This window comes from Streptococcus sp. 32226D021BW (assembly GCF_053545015.1).
Window position 1 is genome coordinate 92,676 of record NZ_JBPPVC010000007.1, and the last position, 25,650, is coordinate 118,325.

Sequence of the window (25,650 nt, forward strand, 5' to 3'; positions counted from 1 at the left end):
CTAGTCAGATTTTCTGGCTATTCTCAATGTTATGGATAATCGACCAATAGGTTTTTTAGATTCAGGTGTTGGGGGATTAACGGTTGCGCGTGAGTTAATGCGCCAGCTTCCCCATGAAGAAATCGTTTATATCGGAGATTCGGCACGGGCACCTTATGGACCACGTCCAGCGGAACAAATCAGAGAATATACTTGGCAGCTGGTCAATTTCCTTTTGACAAAAAATGTGAAAATGATTGTCTTTGCCTGCAATACGGCAACAGCGGTAGCCTGGGAAGAAGTCAAGGAAAAGTTGGATATTCCTGTTTTGGGTGTTATTTTACCAGGTGCTTCGGCAGCTATTAAGGCAACGCAAACTGGTAAGGTTGGTGTCTTAGGAACGGCTATGACCATTCAATCAGATATTTATCGACAAAAGATTCAGGCCCTTTCTCCAGAAACGCAGGTAGACAGCCTAGCCTGTCCCAAATTTGCACCACTAGTTGAGTCCAATAGCCACCAATCCAGTCTTGCCAAAAAAGTTGTTTACGAGACACTTCGACCACTTGTTGGAAAAGTGGACACCTTGGTTTTAGGCTGCACCCATTACCCTCTGCTTCGCCCCATCATCCAGAATGCCATGGGCAAGGATGTCAAATTGATTGATAGTGGGGCAGAATGTGCGCGAGATATTTCTGTTTTATTAAATTATTTTCAAATCAATCGCAGCCGGACCGAAAAGGATATTCAGCACCAATTTTACACAACAGCCAGTCCGGCAGCTTTTAAAGAAATAGCTGAAAGTTGGATGGGCATTGATATTCATGTGGAGCATGTAGAACTATGACAGACAAGATATACGAATACAGAGATGAACACAATTGGTTTATCGGAAAAGCCAGCTTTGCCAATCTATTTGGTTCATTTGGTGAAAATGGGAGAGAGCAGGAAATTTACCAGATTGGTCAATTGTTTGACAAACTGATTGCTGGAAATGTTGAAGATGAGAATTTTAACCAGTGTGTCAACATTGAAGTGATCAAACTCCAGTCGGACTTTGCCCTCTTCCAATTTGCCTGTGATACTTTGAATGAGTTAAACAATCGCCAGTTCAAGGCTCTCCAACACCAAGGTGCTATTCTGGTAACAGAGAATGACAAACTTCTCTTAGTCCATCTGCCCCAAGCAGGAGTTAGCATGGCAGATTTCTTTGGTCAAGACAAGGGATTGGCAAGCGTGGGAGATACCATCTTGATTGCCACCAAAAATGAAGGCAAGACCAAGGAATTCCGTAAGTTTTTTGAACGATTTGGTTACCAAGTTGAGAACCTCAACAACTACCCCGACCTGCCAGATGTGGCAGAAACAGGGATGACTTTTGAAGAAAATGCACGGCTTAAGGCTGAAACCATAGCAGAGCTGACAGGCAAGATGGTCTTGGCAGATGATTCAGGTTTGAAGGTTGATGCTTTAGGAGGCCTGCCAGGGGTCTGGTCTGCACGTTTTTCAGGCCCAGATTCTACAGATGAGCTCAATAATGCCAAACTTTTGCATGAGTTAGCTATGGTCTTCGACTTGAAAAATCGTTCTGCTCAGTTCCATTGCACCCTAGTCATGGCTGCTCCAAATCGTGATAGTTTGGTTGTCGAAGCTGACTGGGAAGGCTTTATCGGTATGGACCTCCGTGGGGAAAATGGTTTTGGTTATGACCCGCTCTTCCTCGTAGGTGAAACAGGTAAGACCTCGGCAGAATTGACCTTAGAAGAAAAAAATCAGATTTCCCACCGTGCACAAGCACTAGAAAAATTAGTGGAGGCATTTCCAGTATGGCAGGAGCAAGCAAAACAATCCTAGTCATGAGTGATTCTCATGGGGACAGACAGATTGTAGAAGAGATTAAAAACCACTATCTTGGCAAGGTCGATGCTATCTTTCACAATGGTGATTCGGAGCTAGACAGTCAAGATAGTCTGTGGGATGGTATTCAAGTGGTCAATGGCAACTGCGACTATTTTGGTGGTTACCCTGACCAGCTCATTACTCAATTGGATGGTGTGACTATCGCTCAGACTCATGGTCATCTTTATGGCATTAATTACGGCTGGCAACGCTTGGATTATTGGGCACAGGAAGTGGATGCGGATATTTGTTTGTATGGGCATCTGCATGTACCTGATGCCGAAGTGCGTGGCAAGACCCTCTTTCTCAATCCTGGTTCAGTCAGTCAACCTCGTGGTTTGGTCAGAGAGTGCCTTTATGCCCTTGTGACCATCACTGAAGACCATTTCCATGTGGAATACTACAACCGACAGCACCAACTTTACCCAGCATTGACAAAGGATATTTCAAGATGATTGCACGAGAATTTGAGGCCTTTTTATTGGACCAAGAAGAAACCTTCTTGACACCAGCAGATAAATTGGCTGTTATTATCGATACCCATAATATTGATCATGCTAAATTGTTGCTCAGTCACATGACCTATTCTCGTGTGCCTGTGGTAACAGAAGACGGCCGATTCTTTGGAACCATTGGCTTGACGGAAATCATTAAATACCAGGCTGAGCATGAGTTGTCAGACGATGAATTGAACACGGACATTTCCCTGATTGCAAAGACGGATGTAGAAACGGTAGGTCTGGATTATGATTTGACAGAGGTCATGCGCAAGCTAGTTGATCAGTCCTTCCTGCCAGTTCTTGGAGAAAACAGGGAATTCCTTGGTATTATTACCCGTAAATCTATTCTGAAAGCTATCAATGCGCTTTTGCATAATTTTCCCTTGGCATCAAAAGAAGGCAAGAAATGAAGCAGGCTATAGGAGAGTTTATCCAGACTAAAAAGGTTAGTATCAACAGTCAAAAATCCTATACTTATGATCTACAGCAATTTGTGGAGTTGACCAAGGGCGACATAGATCAGCAGTCCCTCTTGCTCTATCAGCAGTCCCTGCTAGACTTGAAACCTGCTGCTCAGAGAAGAAAGCTGTCGGCGGTCAATCAATTTCTCTATTTTCTTTATGAAAGAGGTCACTTGGACAGGTTTTACAAGCTACAGGCTATGACAGGACCGGCTCGTGTCAAAAAGAAGTTGGAAAGTGAAGACTTGTCCCCTCTCTTTCAAGAAAGTCCTTGGCTAGAAGGTCAGCTCATCGCACTTTTGATAGCATATTTAGGCTTGACGCCTAGTGAAATAGCAGAGCTGACTAGCCAGCAGGTCAATTTGGATTTTCAAGTCTTGACAGTAGAGAAAGGTGTGACCAAGCGTGTTCTGTCTATTCCCAAGGAATTAGTTGGCTATCTTGAAGGACATCTGACAGGGCACTATGTCTTTGATAAGAAAGGCCTGACCTATTCTCGCCAATGGTTTTTCAATCGCTTGACCGAATTTGTTCAATCCATTGGGAAGTCGGATTGGACTGCCCAAAAATTACGAGAGCAGTACATTCTAGCTCAAATCAGAGAAGGAAAATCCCTGGACCAAATCGCCAAGCAGTTGGGACTAAAAACAAGCATGAGTTTGGAAAAATTTAGATAATGGATATAAAATTAAAAGATTTTGAAGGACCCTTGGATCTCTTACTGCATCTGGTGTCCAAGTACCAAATGGATATCTATGAGGTTCCGATTACGGAAGTCATTGAACAGTACCTGGCCTATATTGCGACCTTACAGGCCATGCGCTTGGAGGTGGCAGGAGAGTATATGGTCATGGCCAGTCAATTGATGGTCATTAAAAGCCGGAGGCTCTTGCCAAAAGTTGTTGAACAGACAGCCCCAGAAGACGACCCAGAAATGTACCTCTTGGATCAATTGGAAGAATACCGCAAGTTCAAGCTACTCAGCGAAAAACTGGGGGAGCAGCATGATGAAAGGGCCAATTATTTTTCAAAACCCAAATTAGATTTGATTTATGAGGATGTCCAGCTGGCTAAAGATAAGACTGTCATCGATATTTTCCTTGCCTTTTCTAAGGTCATGGCTGAAAAACAGGCCAGTCTCCGTCAGTCCCATGCAACCATTGCTCGGGATGAGTATAAAATTGAAGACATGATGGACCTTGTCCGTAGTCGTTTCCAAGTTTCTCCCCGTATTGAACTGCGTCAGCTTTTTCAGGAGAGCCAGGACATCAATGAAGTGATTACCATTTTCCTTGCCACCTTGGAGTTGGTCAAGGTTCATGAGATTATCTTGGAACAAAAGGAAACCTTTGGAGATATTTATCTAGTAAGGAGTGAAGATGAATCGCTTAGCTGAAATCGAAGTCCTGCTTTTTGTGGCAGGTGAGGATGGCTTGAGTTTGCGCCATTTGGCTGAAATGTTGGAATTGCAGCCCACAGCTGTCAGCCAGCAATTAGAGAAACTCAGTGAAAAATACATGGCCGACCATGAATCAGGCCTGGCTCTGTTAGAATCTTCCAACCGCTACAAGTTGGTGACGAAAAAGGAGTATGCCGACTTGTTGCGGATTTATGCCAAAACACCAATCAATCAGACCATGTCACGGGCCCTTTTAGAAACTTTGTCAATCGTAGCCTACAAGCAACCCATCACACGGATTGAAGTTGATGATATTCGCGGAGTTAATTCCAGCGGTGCCATCAGTAAATTGCAGGCCTTTGACCTCATTCGTGAGAATGGGAAGAAAGAGGTACTTGGCAGGCCCAATCTCTATGTGACAACGGATTATTTTCTGGATTATATGGGGATTAACAGTCTAGAAGAATTGCCTGATGTATCAGAACTTGACTTGGTGGAGCAAGAAACCGAGCTATTCCTAGAAAGAAATGAGTTAGAAGATGAGAATTAACAAATACATTGCCCACGCTGGTGTAGCCAGTCGTCGTAAGGCAGAAGAATTGATTAAGCAAGGTCGTGTTACTGTCAATGGTCAAGTTGTCCGTGAGTTGGCAACGACTATTAAGTCTGGAGATATTGTAGAAGTAGAAGGGCAACCAATCTACAATGAAGAGAAGGTTTACTACCTCCTTAATAAACCACGTGGAGTTATTTCCAGCGTGTCAGATGACAAGGGCAGAAAGACCGTTGTGGACTTGTTGCCGACTGTAAAAGAACGGATTTATCCTGTTGGTCGTTTGGACTGGGATACGTCAGGGGTCTTGATTTTGACCAATGACGGTGATTTTACGGATGAGATGATTCACCCTCGAAATGAGATTGACAAGGTTTATTTGGCGCGTGTCAAGGGTATTGCCAATAAGGAAGTACTCCGTCCCTTGACCCGAGGTGTCGTCATTGATGGCAAGAAAACCAAGCCAGCTGTTTATGAGATTATCAAGGTAGACCCTGTTGAAAATCGCTCTGTGGTCGAGTTGACCATCCATGAAGGGCGCAATCATCAGGTTAAGAAGATGTTTGAAGCCGTTGGTCTGCAGGTGGACAAACTTTCTCGTACCCGCTTTGGGAATTTGGATCTGACTGGTTTGCGTCCAGGAGAGTACCGCAAACTAAACAAGAAAGACATCAGTAAACTGCATACCTTGGCAGTCACTAAGCCGGTGAAGAAAAAATGATCAAGCTCCTTATAGGCTTAGTCAGGTTTTACCAGAAATGCATTTCTCCCCTCTTTCCACCTTCCTGTCGCTACCAGCCGACTTGTTCCACTTATATGATAGAGGCCTTGCAAAAACATGGGCTCAAGGGCTTTTTGATGGGCTTGGCTCGTATTGGTCGCTGTCATCCCTTTGTAGATGGAGGCTTGGATCCTGTGTCAGAGAAATTTAGTTTAAAGAGAAATCGTGAAAAGTAGGGCAACCTGCTTTTTCTTCTAGTCTGGTAGGAAGTTTAAACTTTCTTGACTTGATTAGGGGATGGGAGCGGATTAGTAAAGCTGTCGATCTATTTTTGTATTGGACGGAAGCTTGAGTTACTTTTGCCTTATTTTTAAAAAAATAAGGCAAAAGTCTTGATTTTCAGCCTTTTTTAAGTTACAATAGAAATACGATTTCATTGATTTAACTCAAACCTGTTGTGAGTTAAGTGAATGAATCATCATTCACCATGCTGTTTGCTGAGCTTGACTCCGGGCAGTGTGGCTATTTTTTTGTCTGAATAGCCAAGGCTCTAGTTTGAGGAAACGATGATTATGAATATTGAAGAATTACACTACAAAGAAGAAACTGCTAAAAATCACATTGTCCTGTTTGAACCGCAGATTCCGCAAAATACTGGAAATATTGCTCGGACCTGTGCCGCGACCAATAGCCCCCTCCACATCATCAAGCCAATGGGGTTTCCGATTGATGACCGTAAGATGAAGCGTGCAGGTTTGGATTATTGGGATAAATTGGATGTCCGTTTTTATGAAAACTTGACAGAATTTATGGACTATGCAAGTCAGCATGGAAAAGTTCATTTGGTGTCAAAATTTGCGGATAAAATTTATTCGGAAGAAAGCTATCAAGATGGTATTCACTTTTTTCTCTTTGGTCGTGAAGATAAGGGCTTACCGGAAGAATTTATGCGAATTCATCCCAAAAAAGCCATTCGCATCCCCATGAATGATGAGCATGTTCGTAGTCTCAATGTCTCAAATACGGTATGTATGATTGTCTACGAAGCCCTTCGTCAGCAAAACTTTGTGGGCTTGGAGTTGGTCCATACCTATGAAGAGGATAAATTGAAGAGCTAGTAGTTCCTGTCTATCGGTTGCTTTCGACCTCTCTTAATATAGATGTAGTCTAGTAAGTGATGAGACGGATATAAGGAAGTTGGCCTGGATGATTTCAGGGGTTGGCTTATATTTTAGAGGGAGCTTTGCTGATGTATTCCAAGTAGCTGATTAATTTACTAATTGTAGAGTAGAGTCGTCAGAAACCATAATTAGTATTAGTGGTAAAACTAAAGATAATAAAACAGTATTGAAGAAAGATTTGTATTATAGGCTTTCGTCAATTTTATATTTTAAAGTGTCTTTTTTAATGGAACACTCAGAGGGGATCCATTTTTATTTAAGGTGCAATGTATTGGAAATATATATAATCACTTGCAAGGATATACTGTTGTTTTGCAAATTTATTCTTATAAGAAAGTCGATAAAATCGATTTTTTCACGTATAAATCATGGTTTGATGTAAATATTCTGGGAAAAATGGTATAATACAGGAGAGTAATACGAAAAAATCGTAACTTATTTTACTATAGGAGGATGAATATGCTTATCAATTTCTCGGTTGAAAATTTTTTAACCTTTGATAAAATAGTCAGTTTAACAATGAAAACAGGGACTAGTCGTCAACATCCAGAAAATATTTATGAAAATGATGTCATTAATCTACAACGTTTTACTGCGATTTACGGAGCCAATGCTTCGGGGAAAACTGGTTTATTTAAAGCAATTGAATGTTCTTGGAAAATGATCATTTTTGGAATTGATGAATTTATAGGTATCCAGAATTTTGCCCATGCAGGAAATATCAAAAATAAGGAGAGGCGTACTAGATTTGAGTATGATATCAAGATCGGTGAAAGGTTGTATAGCTATGGTTTTGCAATGATATTAAGCAAACGAAGAATTACAGAGGAATGGCTATATGACATCACAGATAAAAAAGAGGAACTTATTTACTCTCGCCAGCTTAAGCAAGGGGAAGAAGCAGAATGGTCTATAGATCAAAATATTTCAGAGCTTGTCAACTCTAGACCACAGTATGTAATTGAAGTAAACATGCACTATTTGTCCCTTAAAGAAGAGGATAAGAAGCGTTTAGACATCTATATTGAGGATGGCTCTAAGCTACCCTCACGGTTACTACTTAACTATCTGTCTAATGACAAGGACAAGCTAATTTCGGATACAGGAGCAAGTGTTTTTTCGGATGTTTATTCTTGGTTTCGCAATACTTTGCAAATTGTCTCTGTTAATGATGCAGTTCCTCCAGAGTACTTTGGCAAGAATTCCTGGGTGCATGAATCCTACCAGAAAGAAATTATTCAGTTTCTAAATGAGAATGGAACAGGAATCATAAACCTTGAAAAAATCAAGCTTGACGGTCAGCCGGAGAGAATTTCGAATGAAGCAATGGTCGGAATTGAACAATTATTGAACGATAGACATGATTTATTTAGTAGTGTGATAGAGAGGCTAACTTCTATTTCGGATGATGTAGCTAACTCGTATATATCCCAAGATGAGGATTTGAGAGATTACAGACAAACAAAAATCGCTAAATTACCGTTTCAGCAGAAGCAAGCTATATACCTCTTTGAACTGCCAAAAGGTCAGGACCAGTTAGATATTTACGAATTAAGATTCCAGCATGAAGGATTAAAGTATCCAATGTCGCTTGAGGATGAATCCGATGGAACACGTCGCCTAGTTGAGCTTTTCAATATCATCCATAACCAAGAAGAGAAGGTCTATATTGTTGATGAAATTGATCGAAGTTTGCACCCTATATTAGCTTTTGATTTTGTTGAGCGCTTTTTGGCAAAAGAGCCTAAAAATAGTCAGGTTATAGCAACAACCCATGAAGACCGTTTATTAGATCAAAGCCTGCTACGCCGAGATGAGATTTGGTTCATGGAAAAGGATGAGACAGGTAGTAGTCAGTTGTATTCTTTGGAGGAATTTAAAGAGCGGAAGGATCGGGATATTTTGCGAGCCTACTTGGGAGGACGGTATGGAGCTATCCCTAAGTTGAAAAAGGCAATTGAGGATAAAGGAAGGAAGTAGGATATGGGATATAAGACGACCTCTTTCCGTATGGGTGAAGGTACACCACGTTATACACCTAGAAAATCAAATACCCGACAAGAGAACAGTTATGTATTCGTATTGGCCGAAGGAGCCGAGACAGAACCTATCTACTTCGAGGCTTTTTACAATCACCCTCGTATTAAAAATCGTGAAGTAATGTTTTTGAATCGTTTGAGGCAAGATACAGGCAGGTCAAATCCGTTGCAAATAGGACAAAGTATTTGCGATTTTTTTCAAGTTATTGAACAGGTTGAGGAGAGTGATCTCAAACTACTTGAAGGCTATCAAAAAAGTTTACGAAATGATTCACCTCTTCAAACAGCTCCAGATATATACAAAAGAATTAGCAAAATTTCTGAAAAATACAAGGGACAGAAGCTAATCAATCCAGAGGAGAATACCCTTCAGCAATTATCTGTCATTATTGCACTTTCTAAATATGACAAGGAAGTAGATACCATTTGTTTGATTGTGGATCGAGATAAGGAAAGCTTTACAGAACAGCAGTATGACCAACTAATAAAACTCTGCCAAAAGGAGGGGTTTGAGCTGGGGATTAGCAATCCTTGTTTTGAAGTTTATCTGTTAATGCATCTATCAGACTTAAGTTTAGTTAGTCTTGACGATTTGTTGGAAAATGCTAAAGAGGAAAACAGAACCTTGGCGGAGAGGTTATTACGTGAAGAAATGGGGAAACTGGGGGAGAATTTTTCAAAAAAATCCTATAATCCTCATTTCTTCATTGACCAATTTGAAGTTGGTCTTGCAAATAACATGGCTTATGCTCAAACAAATAAAGAGCTGAAAGGTAATGTAGGAAGTTCAGTGTTTTCTATTGTAGATAGGTGGTTAAACAATTAACAGTGTCAACTAGAGACTATTGATTGAGATATAGAAATTAAAACCTTTATTAAAATCAGTGATGTAAAGTAAAAAATTAGATCGTTATAAAGTATGGTTGGATTGTGTATATTCTTAAGGGAGAGAACCTTAGAATGTTATGTTCAGTCTATCGTAGTTGTACCAGTCAATACCTTCTTCATTTGTTGGATAAGACAATCTGTTTTATTTGGTGTAGAGTATTAACTATCAAGTCCCACGGTCTTCAAATACCAAAGCCTTGCACTTGCAGGGCTTTTTTGGTATGATGAAAGAGTCTTCAGGGCAGGGTGAGATTCCCGACCGGCAGTGTAAAACGTGGCTATTTTGTTTTAAGACTAGGCAGCGAATCGAATACTATACTGAATGTATGTCGAGATGAGTTAACGCAGTATTAGAACAAAATAGACCGTTGGTAGTCTGCGAGCGAAAGCTGATGTGGTGCGATTCCACAACCGACAGTAAAGTCTGGATGGGAGAAGACGAAGTGCAGTTTGTACTGTCCTTCTAAGCTTCTTCAATTTTCACAATTGGAGGAACCTTTATGACAAACACACGAAAAATGACGATTATCGCCATTCTTTCAACCCTTTCATTTCTACTCATGTACTTGAAATTTCCCTTGATTCCAACGGCAAGTTTCTTGGAAGTAGATTTTTCACTGGTACCGATATTGTTTGGTTTATTTATATTAGATCTAAAGTCTAGCTTTGCTATTCTCTTTCTACGGACCCTTCTTAAATTGATTTTAAATAACCAGGGACCGTCAACCATTATTGGCCTGCCGATGAATATTGCAGCCATGTCGGTTTTTATCTTGGCAGTAGCTTATTTATGGAAAAATGACCAGACTGTGAAAAATTATCTAAAAACAGCAGGGATAGCTACACTTGGTTCAACCCTTGCCATGCTTGTCTTGAACTATGTCTATGCAGTGCCACTGTACGCGGCCTTTGCAAACTTTGATATTAAGGAAATCTTAGGATTGACCAATTACCTACTCTTTATGGTCTTGCCATTTAATCTCTTGCAAGGAGTTGTCCTTTCCGTTATTTTCTATATTTGCTACAAGGCAGCTCAGCCTATTTTAAAGAAAGTTTAACCTTTTTGGGGTAAACTACCTATATGAAAAATAAACAAATCCATTTACGAAACGCGTCATTCTTTGCTCTAGCCTTTGTATTTTTAGGCTATGTAGCCAAGTTTTACCCAAGTAGCTTAACTGGTTTTGACTCAGCTATCCAATCCGCCATTCGCGGAAATCTTCCTAGTGGAGCGACCCAGTTTTGGACTTCTATTACTGTCATAGGGAATACCGTTATTATTTTAGCGATTACCCTGCTCTTGTCTGCTATCTTCTATTATTACAAAAGGTGGAAGATAGAAGCCTATTTCTTACTTGCTAGTTTTGCGGCAATGGGGGTGGCATCAACAGCCCTGAAATATGTCTATCAACGCCCGCGACCTAGCATCGAATGGCTCATCGATACCATCGGTTATTCATTCCCAAGCTGGCATACTGCCTCAACCATGATGATTGCAGGAGCAGTAGTGATTGTTATCCAACAACGTATGAAGCAAAGAGTTTTCAAACTTAGTTTACAAGTTGGCTTGATTGTCCTAGCGGTTCTAGTGGCTCTCTCTCGTATCTATATAGGTGTCCATTATCCGACGGATATTATCGGAGGTTGGCTTTTAGCTCTTACTCTCTTGCAAATCATGTATCCATTTTATGACCAGAAGCGCTTTGAATGGCGTTTCCAAAGTAAGCAGAAATAGCTGTACCATGTATCCCCTATCCGCTGGATGGGGGATTTTTGCTCTATTGGCCTTTATTCTGTGAAGTGGTGTAGGAAAAGTCTAGCATGGTTTGTATAGTGCCTTAAAGTCAAAGATATTGATTAGAGTATTAGATTATCTCGAACAATAAAAAATTCTCCTGTAATCCAAAGTTACAGAAGAATTTTTTATTTTAGTTTTTAATGGGTCCATTTTCTACAGCTTTGATAGCTTGACTGATAGTTTGGGCAAAAATTTCTGCACCGTTATTATCGATGTTGAAATGAACCAAGTCGGAGTTATACCAAATGGGTGGATTGTCCAGAGAGGCCTGGTACCAATCTGCAATTGAAATATAATCGTATGTATCAGCCAACTCTTTTTCATATTGACCTGTTTGGTAAGAAATAGAATTACTTGGACTAAAGTTACCATCGTATGGTGTCACGAAAATGAGGCGACGTCCTTTAGGAAAGTCCTTGACTAATTTGTCCAAAATCTCTTGGTAATTATCGCTTGTATTGGTACCCAGGGCGACGATAACCGTTTCTTTCAAACTATTATTCTGTTGGTAGAGCTTAATCAATTTTTCAATCTCTGTTAGATTTCGACTGACTGTTCCATCTATTTGGATTCCTGGGATAGCTTCTTGAAGTGCCGTACTTGCTCGAACAGTAACAGAATCTCCAAACATGGTTACACCCTTTTGAATATCGAAGCTAGATACCTTTGAGTTTTCAGCTGCTGAACGAGTGGTTGCCAGCTGGGTTTGGGCTTGGTAGAGGCTACTAATCATATTCTCTTGCTCAAAGCTTCCAAGTCGTGGTGCAAAGAGGCAGATTGCTAGACTAAGTACGGTGAGGAAGCCGAAACTACCAACCAACCATTTTTTATAGGGTTTGAGGTCAATTGCAAGACCAAACAATTTCCCTACTCTTCCTGCGACAAAGGGTTCGAGGAGATAGGTTGAAATAGTTGCTAGAATGACGGAGAAGATAAAAGACAAGAGAGCAGCAGTCGTAGCGTTGCTTAGTTGAGTAAAGATAATCAATAGTGGCCAATGGAAGAGATAAATACCGTAGGAAATTGCTGCTAAGAATTGAATGAAGCCAGGTTCTTTAATGCTTTCTGTTTTTTCATGAAGAACACGCGCCGCGAAAATCATGGCAACAGTTGCCAGGCTAGATAAGAGGAAACCAATCAGGTAGGTCCAAATAGAACTAAATTGCAGGGTAAACAGTAGGATCAGTTCGATTGCCAATCCGCCTACAAACAGTCCGAGAACCTTCTGTAAGCTAAGTGTCTGAATAGTTTGCTGGAAGGCAGCGGTTGTATGACCAATACCTGCTATAGTTGCTAGGATAGCACCCAAAAAGAAGGGGAAGGTATGGGTAAAAGTCGAATAATAGATAGATGAGAAGTTGTCCACGAAGAAACTGGATATAAACATTCCAAGGAAGGTGAGGACAAATAGGCTGAGGGAGGTTAAGAAAATCGTTCCACGCAGTTGCCCAACACTTTTGGATATCCGAGCTAGAAGCCAAACCAATCCGGCCCAGAAGATGTAGAATTGGACTTCAATAGCCAGTGTCCAGGTGTGAACAAATAGATGTGGCGTAAATTGATTTTCGTAGCTACCACCAGACAGGATTTCAAAGAAATTGGTCATAAAGCCCAGAGCAGCAGTGACCTGACCACCAATGTTGGCAAGGAAATCATTCCGAATAAGGAGGGCCAAAGGTAGCACCAACAGAACGGTCAAAACCAAAGGTGGTAGGATCCGATACAATCTTCTTCGGAAAAAGGAGATAAGATCAATTTTTTTATGCTTTGAAAACTCATCAATCAAGAGGGCTGTCGTTAGATAGCCAGATAGGGTGAAGAAAAGGTCCACCCCAACAAATCCACCTGGAAAAATCTTGATGAAGAAATGGTAGAGGAGAACAAAAGATAGACCGATGACACGAATTGTAGATAACCATTTAATTTTCATTTTGATAAATCCCCTGTTTAAATCTGCCTTCGTAAATGGCCTGTCCTTCTGTTGTTAATTTACCTTTGCCATCAGCATAACCATTTTTGAATTCGCCAACGTAAACCCAGCCACTAGCAGACTTATAGGTTCCTTGACCGTGAAAAATGCCATTTTTGAATTGTCCCTGGTAGCTGTCACCATTTTCAAAAGTCAGTTGACCCTGACCATTCATTTTGGAAGCGACCACATAGCCATTGTATTGTAATTTACCATTGTCTAAGGTCAAGGCCTGCTTGCTTCCAATCCGACCTGTAAAAACAGATAAGGCACAAATCAAAATCAGTAGAAGAGAAAGTACTTCTACTTTTCTACGTGTGAAGAAACGGGAAACATCTTCCAATGTTAAGCGTTTGTTTGTTAACTCTTTCATAGATAAACCCTTTCGAAATAATCTACTGGATTTTTTTAACCCTTCTTTCTAGCATAAAACAAAAGCGTATCAATCCAGTCAGAAATAGTTTACCATTTTCTTACAAATATTACAAAAATATTACACGGGAGATATTATAATTTTTCTAACCAATCCTGACAACCCTGTTTGACTAGACGATAGGTTTCGTCAAAATCACCTGTGTACCAAGGGTCTGGGACTGATTTTTCGGCGAACTGGAAAATCTTATCTTGGGCATGGGCAGGGGCCATTTTTCGTAAATCACGGACATTGTTGCTATCCATTCCAATGATGACATCAAATTCTTCAAAATCTATTTGCGAGATCTGTTGAGAAGTTTTGGTTTGGTCGTAGGGAATATTGTGTTGCTTGAAAATCTTTTGTGTACCTGGGTAGATGGGATTGCCGTGTTCCCAACTGGATGTTGCCCGACTTTCAATGTGCAGGCTATCAGTTAAATCTTTCATGACAAATTCAGCCATGGGGCTACGGCAGATATTGCCTAAGCAAACAAAAACGATTTTTTTCATATAGAACTCCTTTTTTCTTTTATTATATCATTTATGTGGTGTAACTCTCTTAGATATGTTACAAAATTAGAACTTTTCTAATATAAGGTATATTTCTTGATTTTTATGATATTTTTATTTATAATAATTATAAATAAAAAACAAAAAGGTGAACACTATGAAACAAAAGTATTTCCAAACACCCGCAGAAATTGCTTCCTTCAGCCCACGTCAATCAGTAGCATTGGCTGATACCAAGGCAGTTTTGAATCAGGCAGTAGCAGATCTATCAGTAGCCCATTCTATCCTCCATCAAGTTCATTGGTATATGCGTGGTCGTGGCTTTATGATTTGGCATCCAAAGATGGATGAATATATGGAAGAAATTGATGGCTATTTGGATGAGATGAGTGAACGTTTAATCACCTTAGGTGGGACACCATTTTCTACCCTTAAAGAGTTTAGTGAAAATAGTCAGCTCAGGGAAGTTCCTGGTGATTATACTGTAACGATTGAAGAGCAATTGGCGCGTGTAGTAGCGGTGTTCCGTTATCTGGCTGCTCTTTTCCAAAAGGGATTTGATGTCAGTGACGAAGAAGGTGACAGCGTAACCAACGACATTTTCAATGTGGCTAAGGCTAGTATTGAAAAACATATTTGGATGCTGCAGGCAGAACTAGGACAAGCTCCGAAATTGTAAATAGATGAAGGGTCCAGAAGGACCCTTTTTTGATGAATAGACTATAGTCGAATGAATTTGCAATTAAACAGGGATGGAAAACCCATGTAAAGCAAGACACTAATGAATAGTGTAGCAAGTTGAAAGTGATCATGCCTTGAAGCGAATATATCATGATTAAATAGTGAGCGAAATAGATTTCGACTGAACAAAAATAACACCCCAGAAGTTAGATTTTTCTATCTACCTTTTGGGGTGTGGTTCAGTGACACAAGGCTTTTCCATAGCCTTGTGCTTATTCCTTATCAAAGGCTTTCTTGATACCGTCAACAGCACCTTCAATGCCATCTTTTGCATCTTCAACTAATTCTTTAGCCTTACCTAGACCTTTTTCCACAAGTCCTTCGACTTCAAGGCCTTTATCGCCTGTTAATTTGCCCAAGCCTTCTTTGACAGAACCTGCCAATTGGTCGAGTTTTGCATTCAATTTATCTTCTGACATAAGAAACCTCTTTTTTCTGCGTCAAGGGTGGTCGCCCACCAAGTTATTCTACTATGTAGAACATGTTGATATATCTATACTAAGATAAAATCCAGCAAAAGGCAAGAAATTTGCTTGGATTATGGTCTGCTGATAATGACATTTGTCACATGAGTTAATGACAAAGGCTTCTAGTGCGGGCTTCATTTTCGAGATATACTATGTATGTAAGATGATCAAGAAGTAGGAGGTAGAAAAATGATAGAAGTACAAGCACTAGAAAAAGTCATCAAAGGTCGGACAATCTTGTCCAATATTTCCTTTGAAATCAAGTCTGGGGAATGTGTGGCTTTAATCGGTCCAAACGGGGCCGGGAAAACAACGCTCATGTCCTGTTTGTTGGGAGATAGGAAGGTGACGAAAGGCCAGGTTTTGTTGGATGGTCTGGCTCCACAGGCTCGGTCCAATAAAGAAACAGTAGCAGTTTTACCTCAAGAAAATGCTATCCCGACAGACCTGAAGGTCAAGGAATTGCTCCGCTTTTTCCAAGCCATCTACAAGGATAGTTTGACAGATGTGGAAATCGACAGCCTGCTCTGCTTTTCCCCAGAGCAAAAAAATCAACTGGCCGGCAAGCTATCGGGCGGTCAGAAGCGGCTCTTGGCTTTCGTCATCTGCCTGATTGGCAAGCCCAAGCTGCTCTTCTTGGACGAGCCGACGGCGGGCATGGATACTTCGACCCGCCAGCGTTTTTGGGAGATTGTCCAGGAACTTAAGGCTCAGGGTGTGACTATTTTTTATACCAGCCACTATATCGAGGAAGTGGAGCATACGGCGGAGCGGATTTTGGTCTTGCACCAGGGGCGGTTACTAAGAGATACCACGCCATTTGCCATGCGGAGCGAGGAGCAGGAGAAGGAAGTAACTCTGCCGATTGCCTTTGCGGCGGCGGTGGAGCGGTTGGCTATGGTTGATGAAATCAGCTACAAACAAGATACGGTCAGCTTCAAAACCCGAGCTATTGAGCAGGTTTGGGCTAGTTTGCAGGAGGCAGGTTGTCGGATTTCAGACCTAGAGGTTCAGAACAAAACTCTGCTCAATAGCCTATTTGACAAGACAAGGGAGGAAGAATCATGAAAGCATTAGTTCAAGTAGAGGCGGTAAAATTATCCAGAAGTTTGGGAGTATTTCTCCTGTCTATCGGTATGCCCGTCATCTTTTTCCTGATCTTTTCATCAACCGTCCAGTTTGATGATGCAGTCATGCAAAAGGCCTTTATCCAGTCCTATATGCTGACTATGACAGGTTTTTCCATGTCGGGCTTTGCCCTTTTCACCTTTCCCATGATGCTGGCAGAGGACAGAAAGAATAGCTGGTTGACCTTTATCCAGCATTCGCCCCTGCCAATCTGGCACTATTACCTGTCCAAACTAGTGCGGGTCTTGCTCTGCTTTGTATCTTCCATTGCCATTGTCTTTGCGGTGGGTGGCTTGGTCAAGGGAGTAGACTTGTCAGCTCAGGAATGGGTCGTGTCCGCACTCATACTCCTTGTAACCTCTATCGTATTTCTAGCCATTGGCTTGCTTTTGGTGCAAATTCAGTCTGAACAGGCCATGTCGGTTGTGGCAAACTTGCTCTACTTTGTTCTGGCCATCATGGGTGGCTCTTGGATGCCTGTTTCCCTCTTTCCAGACTGGGTGCAGCGGATTTGCAAACTCCTGCCCAGCTACCATGTCAACCAGCTGGTGACCACTTACGCTCAAGAGGGAGATTTTCTCTGGAAATCCTTGCTAATTGTCCTAGGCTATGCGATAATTTTCTTAGGAATTGCTCTAGTTCTGAATAGAAAATCGGAGCAACAGTGAGGTAAGCCATGATATTTGAAAAAAGAAAGGTACCACTCATGTTCTTCGTGGGCATGGTCTTTCTCTATTTTCCCTTTTATTACGCCCAGTATAGTCCTAATCCGACGGCAGTTGTCCTAGCGACCATTCTCTTTGCCTTGGTCTATTGCTCCCTCTTTTATACCGACCACAAGCTCTATTCCCTGCTGGCTTGGTTTTACCTGATTGGCTATATCGCCGTCATGAGTTTTTGGGGCAATCTGCAATTTTCCCTCTTTATCTTCAACCTATCCAATATGTTGGGCTGGTATTATAAAGAGAATCGACCGACCTATCGGACGGTGTCTTACGGGATTTTGTTGCTGGCTATTATCCTATGGGCTCTCTTTGGTCCTGTCCCCTTTGAGATGCGAGCTTTTGCACTTATTATTCACTTTTTCGGCTTGGCCTTGCTGATTTTCAGTTGGATTGAGACCAAGCGGGAAGCTCTTCAGCAACGCCTACAGGAGCAGAATGCGTCCATCAATCTCCTGCTGGCTGAGAATGAACGCAACCGTATCGGTCAGGACTTGCACGACACACTGGGTCATGTCTTTGCCATGCTGTCTGTCAAGGCCGAGCTGGTCCAGACACTTTTAGACCACGATCAGATCGACCAGGCCAAGAAGGAGGTGGCAGACCTTCAGACCTTGGCCAAGGACTCCATGCAGGAGGTCCGCCAGATTGTCCAGTCCCTCAAGCAGCACACTGTGGCAGAGGAGCTTCAGATTTTACAGCAGATGTTGGACTTGGCAGGAGTGGACTTAGTTGTCTTGGGTGGGGAAATAGCAGAGCAGCTCAGCTTGCCCGTCCAGAATAAGCTGGCTATGGTGCTGAGAGAGTTGGCTAATAACCTGCTCAAACATAGCCAGGCTAGCGAATGTCGTTTGGTTTTTGAAAAAGATCAGAAAGAATTGGTTTTGCACTACGAAGACAACGGAGTGGGCTTTGCCCAGTTGACTGGCCAGGAATTGCATACCATAAAAGACAGGTTGGTGACGGTGAAAGGAAGTTTGGAGTTTCTTTCTCTAGCCAAGCCCACCCGCCTGTCCATCCGAATTCCGTTTGAGGAGGTGGTAGAATGAGAATCTTAGTCGCAGAAGACCAAGCAATGCTGCGGGACGCCCTCTGTCAACTCTTGGGCTTTCAAAATGCGGTTGAGGCTGTTTTACAGGCAGAAAACGGCAGTCAGGCCATTGCTCTTTTGGAAAAAGAGCCAGTAGATGTGGTGCTACTAGATATAGAAATGCCTGAAAAGACGGGCCTAGATGTCTTGGAATGGGTGCGGGGGCAAGCCTTGCCTGTCAAGGTTGTTATCATGACCACCTTCAAGCGACCGGGCTATTTTGAGCGGGCGGTCAAGGCAGATGTGGATGCCTATGTGCTCAAGGAACGCTCCATCGCAGACCTCATGCGGACCATTGAAACGGTCTTGGCGGGGCGGAAGGAATATTCGCCAGAGTTGATGGACATTCTCCTAACCCAACGCAGTCCCTTGACAGCCCAAGAAAGTCAGCTACTTAAGCTGGTGGCAGATGGTTTGTCCAATAAGGAAATCGCCAGCCATCTCTACCTATCTGACGGAACGGTCCGCAACTACATGACCTCTATCCTGTCCAAGCTGGGTGCTGAAAACCGCACCGCTGCTGTTAAGGTGGCACAGGAAAAGGGCTGGATAGCATAACGAATGAGATTGGGCAAGAACCCAATCTTTTTTGGCTTAAAAAATGACAAGACCGATTGCGTTTTTGTATTGAAAATCTTCGGATATTCTGCTAAAATTTTATATATGAAACGACTATACGATGTGCAACAGTTGCTAAAACGTTTTGGTATAATCATCTATATGGGCAATCGCTTGTATGACATTGAGATGATGCAGATAGAGCTAAATCGTGTCTATCAGGCAGGTCTTCTGGATAGGTTGGACTACATGGAAGCCGAGCTGGTTTTGAGACGGGAACATCGTTTGGAATTAGAGTATCAGAAGTTGAAGGAGAGTAGATAGTGGAAACCTTGTGGGTATTTCTCGTATTTGTTATTATTTTAGGTTCATGGATGGGCTTTAATTACTGGAGATTGCGTCGTGCAGCGACTGTGATTGATAATGCAGAATTTGCAGAGAAAATTCATGGTGGACAGTTGATTGACTTGCGTGATCCAAGTGAGTTCGGTCGCAAGCATATTCTGGGTGCTAGAAATATTCCCTACCAGCAATTACGCCAATCAACAGCAGCTTTACGCAAGGACAAGCCTGTTTTGATGTATGAAAATGATCGTGGTCAGTTGGTTACGCCAGCAGCTCTTTACTTAAAGAAACAAGGTTTTAAGGAGATCTATATTTTAAGCTACGGTTTAAATGGCTGGAATGGAAAAGTAAAGACTGCCAAATAGGTCAGTACAGCACATTTAGTGGTAGAATAGCTTAATTTTTCTGACCAATCAGATAGCATAAGGAACGAATGATGAATAGAAAATTTGAAAAATTGTCACCAGCAGAAGTGGGCATTGTTGCCTTTATGGTACTTGTCTTGCTGATTAGTTTAGTTGCAAGCTGGTATAAAGGAACTCAGACAAAAACGGAAACTTCGGTAGCTAGACAAGAACTTGTTAGCGAAGATCCTACCTATAAGGCGGCAGAAAATGCTGTGATTGCGCTTGAAGGAAATCCTAGCAAGGAGAAATTAGAAGTAGCTCAAGCTGCAGTTGATAAATTGAAATCGGCTATTAAAAAGCAAGAGCTACAGACCAGAATTGATAAGGTAAAGGTTGCAGCAGATAATTTGACGGATGCCCAGACTAAAGCTCGATTACAGGCTGAATTGATTAGGGCTGAGGCAGCTAAGAAATTAGAAGCTGAAAGGAATGGTTCCTCTGCAAGTTCGACTAGCAGTGAAGTGACAGAAGAGGTTGAAACAGCAACAAGCACGGTATCTGAAGAGGAAGTTTATCAAGAGGAAGCAACCTATCAAGAAGAAACGACTTATCAGGCAGAAACCAATACCTATATAGCTCCGGCACAAAATACCTATAGTAGCCCAAATGCTACGACGACTTATACTCCACCTGCTAGCCAAGCAGACACAAGCACACCTCCTGTGTCCGAGGTCAGTGAAGCGCCCGTTACGGAAACACCAGTGACGGAAGCATCAACTGCTACTGAAACTAGCGCAGAAAGTCCAATTGCAAGTGAAACGCCAGCAACATCATCTACAGATAATCCATAGATTAAAGGAGAGCAATCTCCTTTTTTAGTTTGATTGAGCCGTCCAGTCGTTTTTTTGTTATAATATTCTTTATGAGAATTGTATCAGGAATTTATGGCGGACGTCCGCTAAAAACTTTGGAAGGCAAGACAACTCGGCCCACATCGGACAAGGTCCGTGGGGCCATGTTCAATATGATTGGTCCGTATTTTGACGGTGGTCGAGTCTTGGACCTCTATGCAGGAAGTGGCGGTTTGTCTATCGAGGCTGTTTCTCGCGGCATGGAGTCAGCAGTTCTGGTCGAGCGAGATCGGAGAGCGCAAGCCATTATCCGCGACAATATCCGCATGACCAAGGAGGACAGCAAGTTTCAGCTTTTGACCATGGAAGCCAAGCAGGCTTTGGCTCACTTGAGCGGATCCTTCGACCTGGTCTTTCTGGACCCTCCCTATGCAGCCGAGGATATCGTAGCAGATATCACTGAGCTGTGTCAGCGCCAGCTTTTGTCCCAAGAGGTCATGGTTGTTTGCGAGACAGATAAGGCAGTTTCTCTTCCGGAGGAAATTGCAGAGCTGGGCATCTGGAAGGAAAAAATCTATGGAATTAGTAAGGTAACCGTTTATGTCAGATAAGATAGGAATGTTCACAGGATCCTTTGACCCCATTACCAATGGGCATCTGGATATCATCGAGCGAGCAAGTGGCCTGTTTGATAAGCTATATGTGGGTATTTTTTTCAATCCCAATAAAATAGGTTTGTTTACAGGGCAGGAGCGTCTAGCCCTCCTACAAAAAGTTTTTGAGGGAAATGAGAAGATTGAGGTCTTTTTAGCTGGTCAGGAATTGGTGGTTAATGTGGCCCGTGAGCGACGGGTTAGTCATATCGTTCGAGGTCTGCGTAATGGAATTGACCTGGAATATGAGGCAAATTTTGACTATTTTAATCGCCAACTAGCTCCGGAACTTGAAACGGTTTATCTCATATCTAAACCGGAGTATCGGAATATATCTTCTAGTCAAATCAGAGAATTGATTCACTATCAGCAAGATATTAGCCCCTATGTCCCCCAAGTTGTCAGTAAGGAGATAAAAAAGAATGAAGAAAAATAAGAAATTACTACTGATTAGCTCTATTGTTTTAGGTACCCTATTGATCTGGTTTACGGTTTTTGTCCCCCTACCATATTATCTGGAAAAGCCGGGCGGTGCCATGGATGTTCGTCAGGTATTGACGGTCAACGACCAAGAAGACAAGGAAACTGGTTCTTACAATTTTACCTACGTTTCAGTCCAGCAGGCAACGGCCTTGCAACTCTTGGCAGCCCAGTTTGATCCTTACACAAGTGTTAGTTCAGCAGAGGAGATGACAGGTGGGGCAGACAGCGAGGAATACTTCCGCATTGCCCAGTTCTACATGGAAACTTCGCAAAATATGGCCAAGTACCAAGGTTTGACCCTGGCAGGTAAAGAAGTTAGCATGGATTTCTTTGGTGTCTATGTACTTGCCTTGGCGGATGATTCGACCTTTAAAAAAGTTCTTAATATTGCCGACACTGTTGTGAGTATCAATGGAAAAACATTTGAGTCTTCTCCTGATTTGATTAAATATGTGAGTGGCTTGGAACTTGGAAGTGATGTAACAGTTGGTTATATTAGCGCTGGTCAGGAAAAATCTGCGGACGGTAAGATTATCAAATTGTCTAATGGCAAAAATGGGATAGGCATTACTCTCGTAGATCATACAGAGGTTCAAAGTTCGATTCCGATTGAATTCCAAACAGGCAATATTGGTGGACCAAGTGCTGGTCTCATGTTTACCCTTGCTATTTATACCCAACTGGCTGATCCAACCTTGCGTGATGGGCGCGTGATTGCAGGAACTGGAACCATTGAGCAGGATGGGAGTGTCGGTGATATTGGTGGAGCAGATAAGAAGGTATTATCTGCAGCCAAGGCTGGAGCAAGTATCTTCTTTGTTCCCAATAATCCAGTTGATGAAAAAATCTTGAAAGAGGATCCAATAGCTAAAACCAACTATGAAGAGGCTAAAGAAGCAGCTGAGAAAGCAGGTCTAGACATTGAAGTTGTGCCTGTCAAGACGGCTCAGGATGCCATTGACTATTTGAAGCAAACCAAGGGCGAGTAAATCGTCCTTTTTGCTATTTCATTAAAATGGTCTGAAATTTCTTTGATAACCTAAACTAGAAGAATTTCAGGTCAAATCGTGATATAATAGTAGGGTTAGATAGAATTGATTTGTATGAATATTTTACAAGATTGGAGGATTCATGAAAAAAGATATTTCACCAGAAATGTATAACTACAACAAGTATCCTGGACCAAGTTTTGCTCGTGTGGGGGATAAGGTTGTATCTGAAAATATTGAGCTAGACCTTGTGGAAGACTACAAAGAAGCTTTTGACCAGACTATTTTCGGTCAGCGTTTTTCACAGTTGATGCTCAAGTTTGACTATATTGTCGGCGATTGGGGCAATGAGCAACTGCGTTTGAAGGGCTTTTATAAGGACGATAAAACTGTTAAGTCTGATTCAAAAATCAGTCGTTTGGATGATTATTTGACGGAATTCTGTAATTTTGGCTGTGCTTATTTCGTCTTAGCCAATCCAAATCCGCAGGACTTGCCTGCTGAGGAGGAAGACAGACCTCGTCGCAAGCGGAGTCGTTCACGCAATCGCAATAGAAATCAGCAGCGGGCGGAGTCTATTGCGCCAAAAGAAATGAATGAAAATCGAAGTGTCCGTCAGAAAAAAGGGAAGCAGCAGAGCAAGCAGTCAGAGCAACGTCATTTTACTATGAAAAATGCGGGTGCCAAGGCTAGTCAGACGGAGCGTAGTCAGAAGCGTGACCGTAAAGAAAATAATCGGGAGATGAATGAGGCTAAGCGTAGCTTTGTCATCCGTCAGAAGTAGGGAGAAACATGAAACCATCAATTTATGCCTTTAGTCAAGCTAATCTTGTGGATTGGATTTTAGAAAATGGGGAAAAGAAATTCCGTGCGACACAGATTTGGGAATGGCTCTATCGTTCCCGTGTCCAGTCCTTTGCGGAAATGACCAACTTGCCTAAGTCTTTGATTGAAAAATTGGAAGAAAACTTTGTGGTCAACCCTCTCAAACAACGGATTGTCCAGGAGTCTAAGGACGGGACTATCAAATACCTGTTTGAATTACCAGATGGCATGCTGATTGAAACAGTTCTGATGCACCAGCATTATGGTCTGTCAGTCTGTGTAACCACTCAGGTAGGTTGCAATATTGGTTGTACCTTCTGTGCTTCTGGTTTGATTCCTAAGCAACGGGACTTGACCAGCGGTGAGATTGTGGCTCAGATTATGTTGGTGCAGAAATACCTAGATGAGCGTAACCAGAATGAGCGCGTCAGCCATATCGTAGTTATGGGTATTGGTGAGCCGCTTGACAACTATGACAATGTCATGACCTTCTTGCGTGTAGTCAATGATGACAAGGGCTTGGCAATTGGTGCCCGTCACATCACAGTATCCACCTCTGGTTTGGCACCAAAAATCCGTGATTTTGCCCGTGAAGGTGTCCAAGTTAACTTGGCTGTCTCACTCCATGCGCCAAATAACGACCTTCGTTCAAGCATTATGCGCATCAACCGTCGCTATCCAATCGAGGTCTTGTTCGAGGCAATCGAGGACTATATCAAGGTGACTAATCGTCGTGTGACCTTTGAGTACATCATGCTTAATGAGGTCAACGATGGGGTTGAACAGGCGCAGGAATTGGCTGATTTGACCAAGAATATCCGTAAATTGTCTTATATCAACCTCATTCCATATAACCCTGTAAGCGAGCACGATCAGTATAGTCGCTCTACTAGAGAGCGGACCTTGGCTTTCTTTGATGTTTTGAAGAAAAATGGGGTTAACTGTGTCGTTCGTCAGGAACACGGTACCGATATTGATGCGGCTTGTGGTCAGTTGCGTTCCAATACGCTCAAAAAAGATCGCGAAAAGGCGCGTGCTCGTATTGCAGCAGCCAAAGCCAAGGCAGGTATTCAGGCATGAGAAAATTCTTCCAAGCAGATGGAAACTTGACCAAGCTAGGAAGACAGATTTGTAAGACCTTAGCTGGAGCCTATGCTCTGGCTATTGTTTTACTCTGTTTTCTTCCTCAGTCCTGGTACCCTCAATACAAAGTCTTCTCCACGCCAGGCATCATTCAGATTGGACGACTTTATCTACTTCCCACTCCCTTTAATAGTATTGTCAATGGTGATAAGGTAGATAGCCTGGCAGATTTAGGCTGGATATTCTTGCAGAATTTCACCAACATTTTTCTACTCTTCCCTCTGATTTTTCTTCTCCTTTTCCTTTTTGAAAAATGGCGGAGCCTTGGAGCAGTCATTCGTTATACCTTTTGCATGAGCCTGTTTATTGAGTCTACCCAGTTATTACTAGACCTACTCATTGATGCCCAGCGGGTATTTGAAGTGGATGACCTCTGGACAAATACCTTAGGCGGAGTTCTGGCTTATCTCGTTTATAAATTAACGAAGAAATTAGTTGCCTGTTCCAAATAATGCTCGTTTTTTACTTTAAAAAATCCTATATTTCCGATAGTTGTTTGTGTTTAACTGATAGGGTCGATTTTATTTTGAAAGAATAGTGAAAAATATTTGAAAATACTTGACATTATGTAAGTTATGACTTATAATCATATGTAGTTTAAGAAGAGATCAATTTATTTATGCCTACTTAGCAGTAGTTGTTTTCAAATTGTTCACTTTTTTAAGAAGTCCTTTTGAATAAAGAAAATTTTGTTCAAGCTAGGCAGAATAGAATACGGGTCCCCTTATATCGTGCAATTCCTAAACTTAGGATTTTTCTATCCGTATTCGCATGTATCCTCTCGGGTTATCTTCGAGAGGATTTTCTGTAAGTTAAAGTCATAATCAAAACCCCTGACGATTGAATATGGTCAGGGGTCAATTTTTATACTCAATGAAAATCAAAATCAGACTAGCTCCAAAGGTTCGGGGAACCTTTGGAGGTTGGAGATAGAGCGAACCTGTTCGCTACAACAAGGTTCGGGGCACCTTTGTAGGTTGGAGATAGAGCGAACCTG

At 42.0% G+C, this 25,650-nt stretch carries 32 protein-coding genes and 1 riboswitch; of the genes, 28 read left to right on the forward strand and 4 right to left on the reverse strand.

Going from position 1 to position 25,650, the window contains the following annotated elements; genetic code table 11:
• Positions 1-31 precede the first annotated feature (31 nt).
• From racE to ACEE44_RS06150, 14 genes are all read left to right on the forward strand, one after another.
• Positions 32-826 carry a glutamate racemase gene (racE, locus tag ACEE44_RS06085; protein WP_024399639.1) on the forward strand — a complete coding sequence of 265 codons (795 nt, stop codon included), beginning with the start codon at positions 32-34 and terminating at the stop codon, positions 824-826.
• Entirely contained in the window at positions 823-1,833 is a 1,011-nt protein-coding gene (locus tag ACEE44_RS06090; protein WP_449171621.1) for a nucleoside-triphosphate diphosphatase, read from the forward strand. Before racE ends, ACEE44_RS06090 begins: the two co-directional genes overlap by 4 nt.
• Entirely contained in the window at positions 1,806-2,333 is a 528-nt protein-coding gene (locus ACEE44_RS06095; RefSeq protein ID WP_449171622.1) for a metallophosphoesterase, read from the forward strand. Before ACEE44_RS06090 ends, ACEE44_RS06095 begins: the two co-directional genes overlap by 28 nt.
• Positions 2,330-2,788, forward strand: a complete 459-nt coding sequence (cbpB, locus tag ACEE44_RS06100; protein ID WP_105109820.1) for a cyclic-di-AMP-binding protein CbpB — start codon at positions 2,330-2,332, stop codon at positions 2,786-2,788. The genes ACEE44_RS06095 and cbpB overlap by 4 nt, the downstream gene beginning before the upstream one ends.
• Positions 2,785-3,516 carry a site-specific tyrosine recombinase XerD gene (gene xerD, locus ACEE44_RS06105; protein WP_449171623.1) on the forward strand — a complete coding sequence of 244 codons (732 nt, stop codon included), beginning with the start codon at positions 2,785-2,787 and terminating at the stop codon, positions 3,514-3,516. Before cbpB ends, xerD begins: the two co-directional genes overlap by 4 nt.
• Positions 3,516-4,235 (forward strand): segregation/condensation protein A, encoded by a 720-nt coding sequence (locus ACEE44_RS06110; protein ID WP_449171624.1) that lies wholly within the window; start codon positions 3,516-3,518, stop codon positions 4,233-4,235. The genes xerD and ACEE44_RS06110 overlap by 1 nt, the downstream gene beginning before the upstream one ends.
• Positions 4,219-4,788 carry an SMC-Scp complex subunit ScpB gene (gene scpB / locus ACEE44_RS06115; protein WP_449171625.1) on the forward strand — a complete coding sequence of 190 codons (570 nt, stop codon included), beginning with the start codon at positions 4,219-4,221 and terminating at the stop codon, positions 4,786-4,788. Before ACEE44_RS06110 ends, scpB begins: the two co-directional genes overlap by 17 nt.
• Positions 4,778-5,512, forward strand: coding sequence for a pseudouridine synthase (locus ACEE44_RS06120; RefSeq protein ID WP_449171626.1), 735 nt, complete (start codon positions 4,778-4,780; stop codon positions 5,510-5,512). The genes scpB and ACEE44_RS06120 overlap by 11 nt, the downstream gene beginning before the upstream one ends.
• Positions 5,509-5,748: a membrane protein insertion efficiency factor YidD gene (yidD, locus tag ACEE44_RS06125; RefSeq protein ID WP_449171627.1), complete on the forward strand. Its 240-nt coding sequence runs from the start codon at positions 5,509-5,511 to the stop codon at positions 5,746-5,748. The genes ACEE44_RS06120 and yidD overlap by 4 nt, the downstream gene beginning before the upstream one ends.
• Before the next feature lie 336 nt (positions 5,749-6,084).
• Positions 6,085-6,630: a tRNA (cytidine(34)-2'-O)-methyltransferase gene (locus tag ACEE44_RS06130; RefSeq protein WP_449171628.1), complete on the forward strand. Its 546-nt coding sequence runs from the start codon at positions 6,085-6,087 to the stop codon at positions 6,628-6,630.
• A gap of 522 nt (positions 6,631-7,152) precedes the next feature.
• A complete protein-coding gene (locus tag ACEE44_RS06135; protein WP_449171629.1) occupies positions 7,153-8,673 on the forward strand; it encodes an AAA family ATPase in 1,521 nt (506 codons plus the stop codon).
• A gap of 3 nt (positions 8,674-8,676) precedes the next feature.
• Positions 8,677-9,558: an RloB family protein gene (locus ACEE44_RS06140; protein ID WP_449171630.1), complete on the forward strand. Its 882-nt coding sequence runs from the start codon at positions 8,677-8,679 to the stop codon at positions 9,556-9,558.
• A gap of 290 nt (positions 9,559-9,848) precedes the next feature.
• Positions 9,849-10,064, forward strand: a riboswitch (FMN riboswitch).
• A 56-nt stretch (positions 10,065-10,120) separates the two neighbouring features.
• A complete protein-coding gene (locus ACEE44_RS06145; RefSeq protein WP_449171631.1) occupies positions 10,121-10,678 on the forward strand; it encodes an ECF transporter S component in 558 nt (185 codons plus the stop codon).
• Positions 10,679-10,701: 23 nt separating this feature from the next.
• Complete coding sequence (locus ACEE44_RS06150; protein ID WP_449171632.1) at positions 10,702-11,355, forward strand: phosphatase PAP2 family protein; 654 nt, start codon at positions 10,702-10,704, stop codon at positions 11,353-11,355.
• Between the two features lie 193 nt (positions 11,356-11,548).
• On the opposite strand, the gene ACEE44_RS06155 is transcribed toward ACEE44_RS06150, so the two are convergent.
• The 3 genes from ACEE44_RS06155 to ACEE44_RS06165 form a co-directional block, all read right to left on the reverse strand.
• Positions 11,549-13,348 carry an acyltransferase family protein gene (locus tag ACEE44_RS06155; protein ID WP_449171633.1) on the reverse strand — a complete coding sequence of 600 codons (1,800 nt, stop codon included), beginning with the start codon at positions 13,346-13,348 and terminating at the stop codon, positions 11,549-11,551.
• Positions 13,338-13,760, reverse strand: coding sequence for a hypothetical protein (locus ACEE44_RS06160; RefSeq protein ID WP_449171634.1), 423 nt, complete (start codon positions 13,758-13,760; stop codon positions 13,338-13,340). The genes ACEE44_RS06155 and ACEE44_RS06160 overlap by 11 nt, the downstream gene beginning before the upstream one ends.
• A gap of 134 nt (positions 13,761-13,894) precedes the next feature.
• Positions 13,895-14,311, reverse strand: coding sequence for a low molecular weight protein-tyrosine-phosphatase (locus ACEE44_RS06165; protein WP_449171635.1), 417 nt, complete (start codon positions 14,309-14,311; stop codon positions 13,895-13,897).
• Positions 14,312-14,468: 157 nt separating this feature from the next.
• On the opposite strand from ACEE44_RS06165, the gene ACEE44_RS06170 reads away from it, so the two are divergent.
• A complete protein-coding gene (locus ACEE44_RS06170) occupies positions 14,469-14,990 on the forward strand; it encodes a Dps family protein (RefSeq protein WP_449171636.1) in 522 nt (173 codons plus the stop codon).
• A gap of 274 nt (positions 14,991-15,264) precedes the next feature.
• Here the strand turns inward: ACEE44_RS06170 and ACEE44_RS06175 are convergent, their stop codons facing one another.
• Positions 15,265-15,471 carry a CsbD family protein gene (locus tag ACEE44_RS06175; RefSeq protein ID WP_172003207.1) on the reverse strand — a complete coding sequence of 69 codons (207 nt, stop codon included), beginning with the start codon at positions 15,469-15,471 and terminating at the stop codon, positions 15,265-15,267.
• A 237-nt stretch (positions 15,472-15,708) separates the two neighbouring features.
• Here ACEE44_RS06175 and ACEE44_RS06180 point away from each other — a divergent pair, with 237 nt between their 5' ends.
• From ACEE44_RS06180 to ACEE44_RS06240, 13 genes are all read left to right on the forward strand, one after another.
• Positions 15,709-16,587, forward strand: coding sequence for an ABC transporter ATP-binding protein (locus ACEE44_RS06180; RefSeq protein WP_449171637.1), 879 nt, complete (start codon positions 15,709-15,711; stop codon positions 16,585-16,587).
• Positions 16,584-17,315, forward strand: coding sequence for an ABC transporter permease (locus ACEE44_RS06185; RefSeq protein WP_449171638.1), 732 nt, complete (start codon positions 16,584-16,586; stop codon positions 17,313-17,315). The genes ACEE44_RS06180 and ACEE44_RS06185 overlap by 4 nt, the downstream gene beginning before the upstream one ends.
• Before the next feature lie 8 nt (positions 17,316-17,323).
• Entirely contained in the window at positions 17,324-18,418 is a 1,095-nt protein-coding gene (locus ACEE44_RS06190) for a sensor histidine kinase (RefSeq protein WP_449171639.1), read from the forward strand.
• Entirely contained in the window at positions 18,415-19,017 is a 603-nt protein-coding gene (locus ACEE44_RS06195; RefSeq protein WP_449171640.1) for a response regulator, read from the forward strand. The genes ACEE44_RS06190 and ACEE44_RS06195 overlap by 4 nt, the downstream gene beginning before the upstream one ends.
• A gap of 105 nt (positions 19,018-19,122) precedes the next feature.
• Positions 19,123-19,341, forward strand: coding sequence for a YqgQ family protein (locus ACEE44_RS06200; RefSeq protein ID WP_332411129.1), 219 nt, complete (start codon positions 19,123-19,125; stop codon positions 19,339-19,341).
• Positions 19,341-19,727: a rhodanese-like domain-containing protein gene (locus tag ACEE44_RS06205; protein ID WP_449171641.1), complete on the forward strand. Its 387-nt coding sequence runs from the start codon at positions 19,341-19,343 to the stop codon at positions 19,725-19,727. Before ACEE44_RS06200 ends, ACEE44_RS06205 begins: the two co-directional genes overlap by 1 nt.
• Before the next feature lie 71 nt (positions 19,728-19,798).
• Positions 19,799-20,560, forward strand: a complete 762-nt coding sequence (locus tag ACEE44_RS06210; protein ID WP_449171642.1) for a serine protease — start codon at positions 19,799-19,801, stop codon at positions 20,558-20,560.
• Between the two features lie 71 nt (positions 20,561-20,631).
• A complete protein-coding gene (gene rsmD / locus ACEE44_RS06215; RefSeq protein ID WP_449171643.1) occupies positions 20,632-21,171 on the forward strand; it encodes a 16S rRNA (guanine(966)-N(2))-methyltransferase RsmD in 540 nt (179 codons plus the stop codon).
• A complete protein-coding gene (gene coaD, locus ACEE44_RS06220; RefSeq protein ID WP_449171644.1) occupies positions 21,161-21,649 on the forward strand; it encodes a pantetheine-phosphate adenylyltransferase in 489 nt (162 codons plus the stop codon). Before rsmD ends, coaD begins: the two co-directional genes overlap by 11 nt.
• Positions 21,636-22,685, forward strand: coding sequence for a SepM family pheromone-processing serine protease (locus ACEE44_RS06225; protein WP_449171645.1), 1,050 nt, complete (start codon positions 21,636-21,638; stop codon positions 22,683-22,685). The genes coaD and ACEE44_RS06225 overlap by 14 nt, the downstream gene beginning before the upstream one ends.
• Before the next feature lie 142 nt (positions 22,686-22,827).
• Complete coding sequence (locus tag ACEE44_RS06230) at positions 22,828-23,469, forward strand: YutD-like domain-containing protein (RefSeq protein ID WP_172097927.1); 642 nt, start codon at positions 22,828-22,830, stop codon at positions 23,467-23,469.
• Between the two features lie 8 nt (positions 23,470-23,477).
• On the forward strand, positions 23,478-24,590 hold the full coding sequence (gene rlmN, locus ACEE44_RS06235) for a 23S rRNA (adenine(2503)-C(2))-methyltransferase RlmN (protein WP_172054357.1): 1,113 nt from the start codon (positions 23,478-23,480) through the stop codon (positions 24,588-24,590).
• Positions 24,587-25,105, forward strand: a complete 519-nt coding sequence (locus ACEE44_RS06240; RefSeq protein ID WP_449171646.1) for a VanZ family protein — start codon at positions 24,587-24,589, stop codon at positions 25,103-25,105. Before rlmN ends, ACEE44_RS06240 begins: the two co-directional genes overlap by 4 nt.
• The last annotated feature ends 545 nt before the right edge of the window (positions 25,106-25,650 follow it).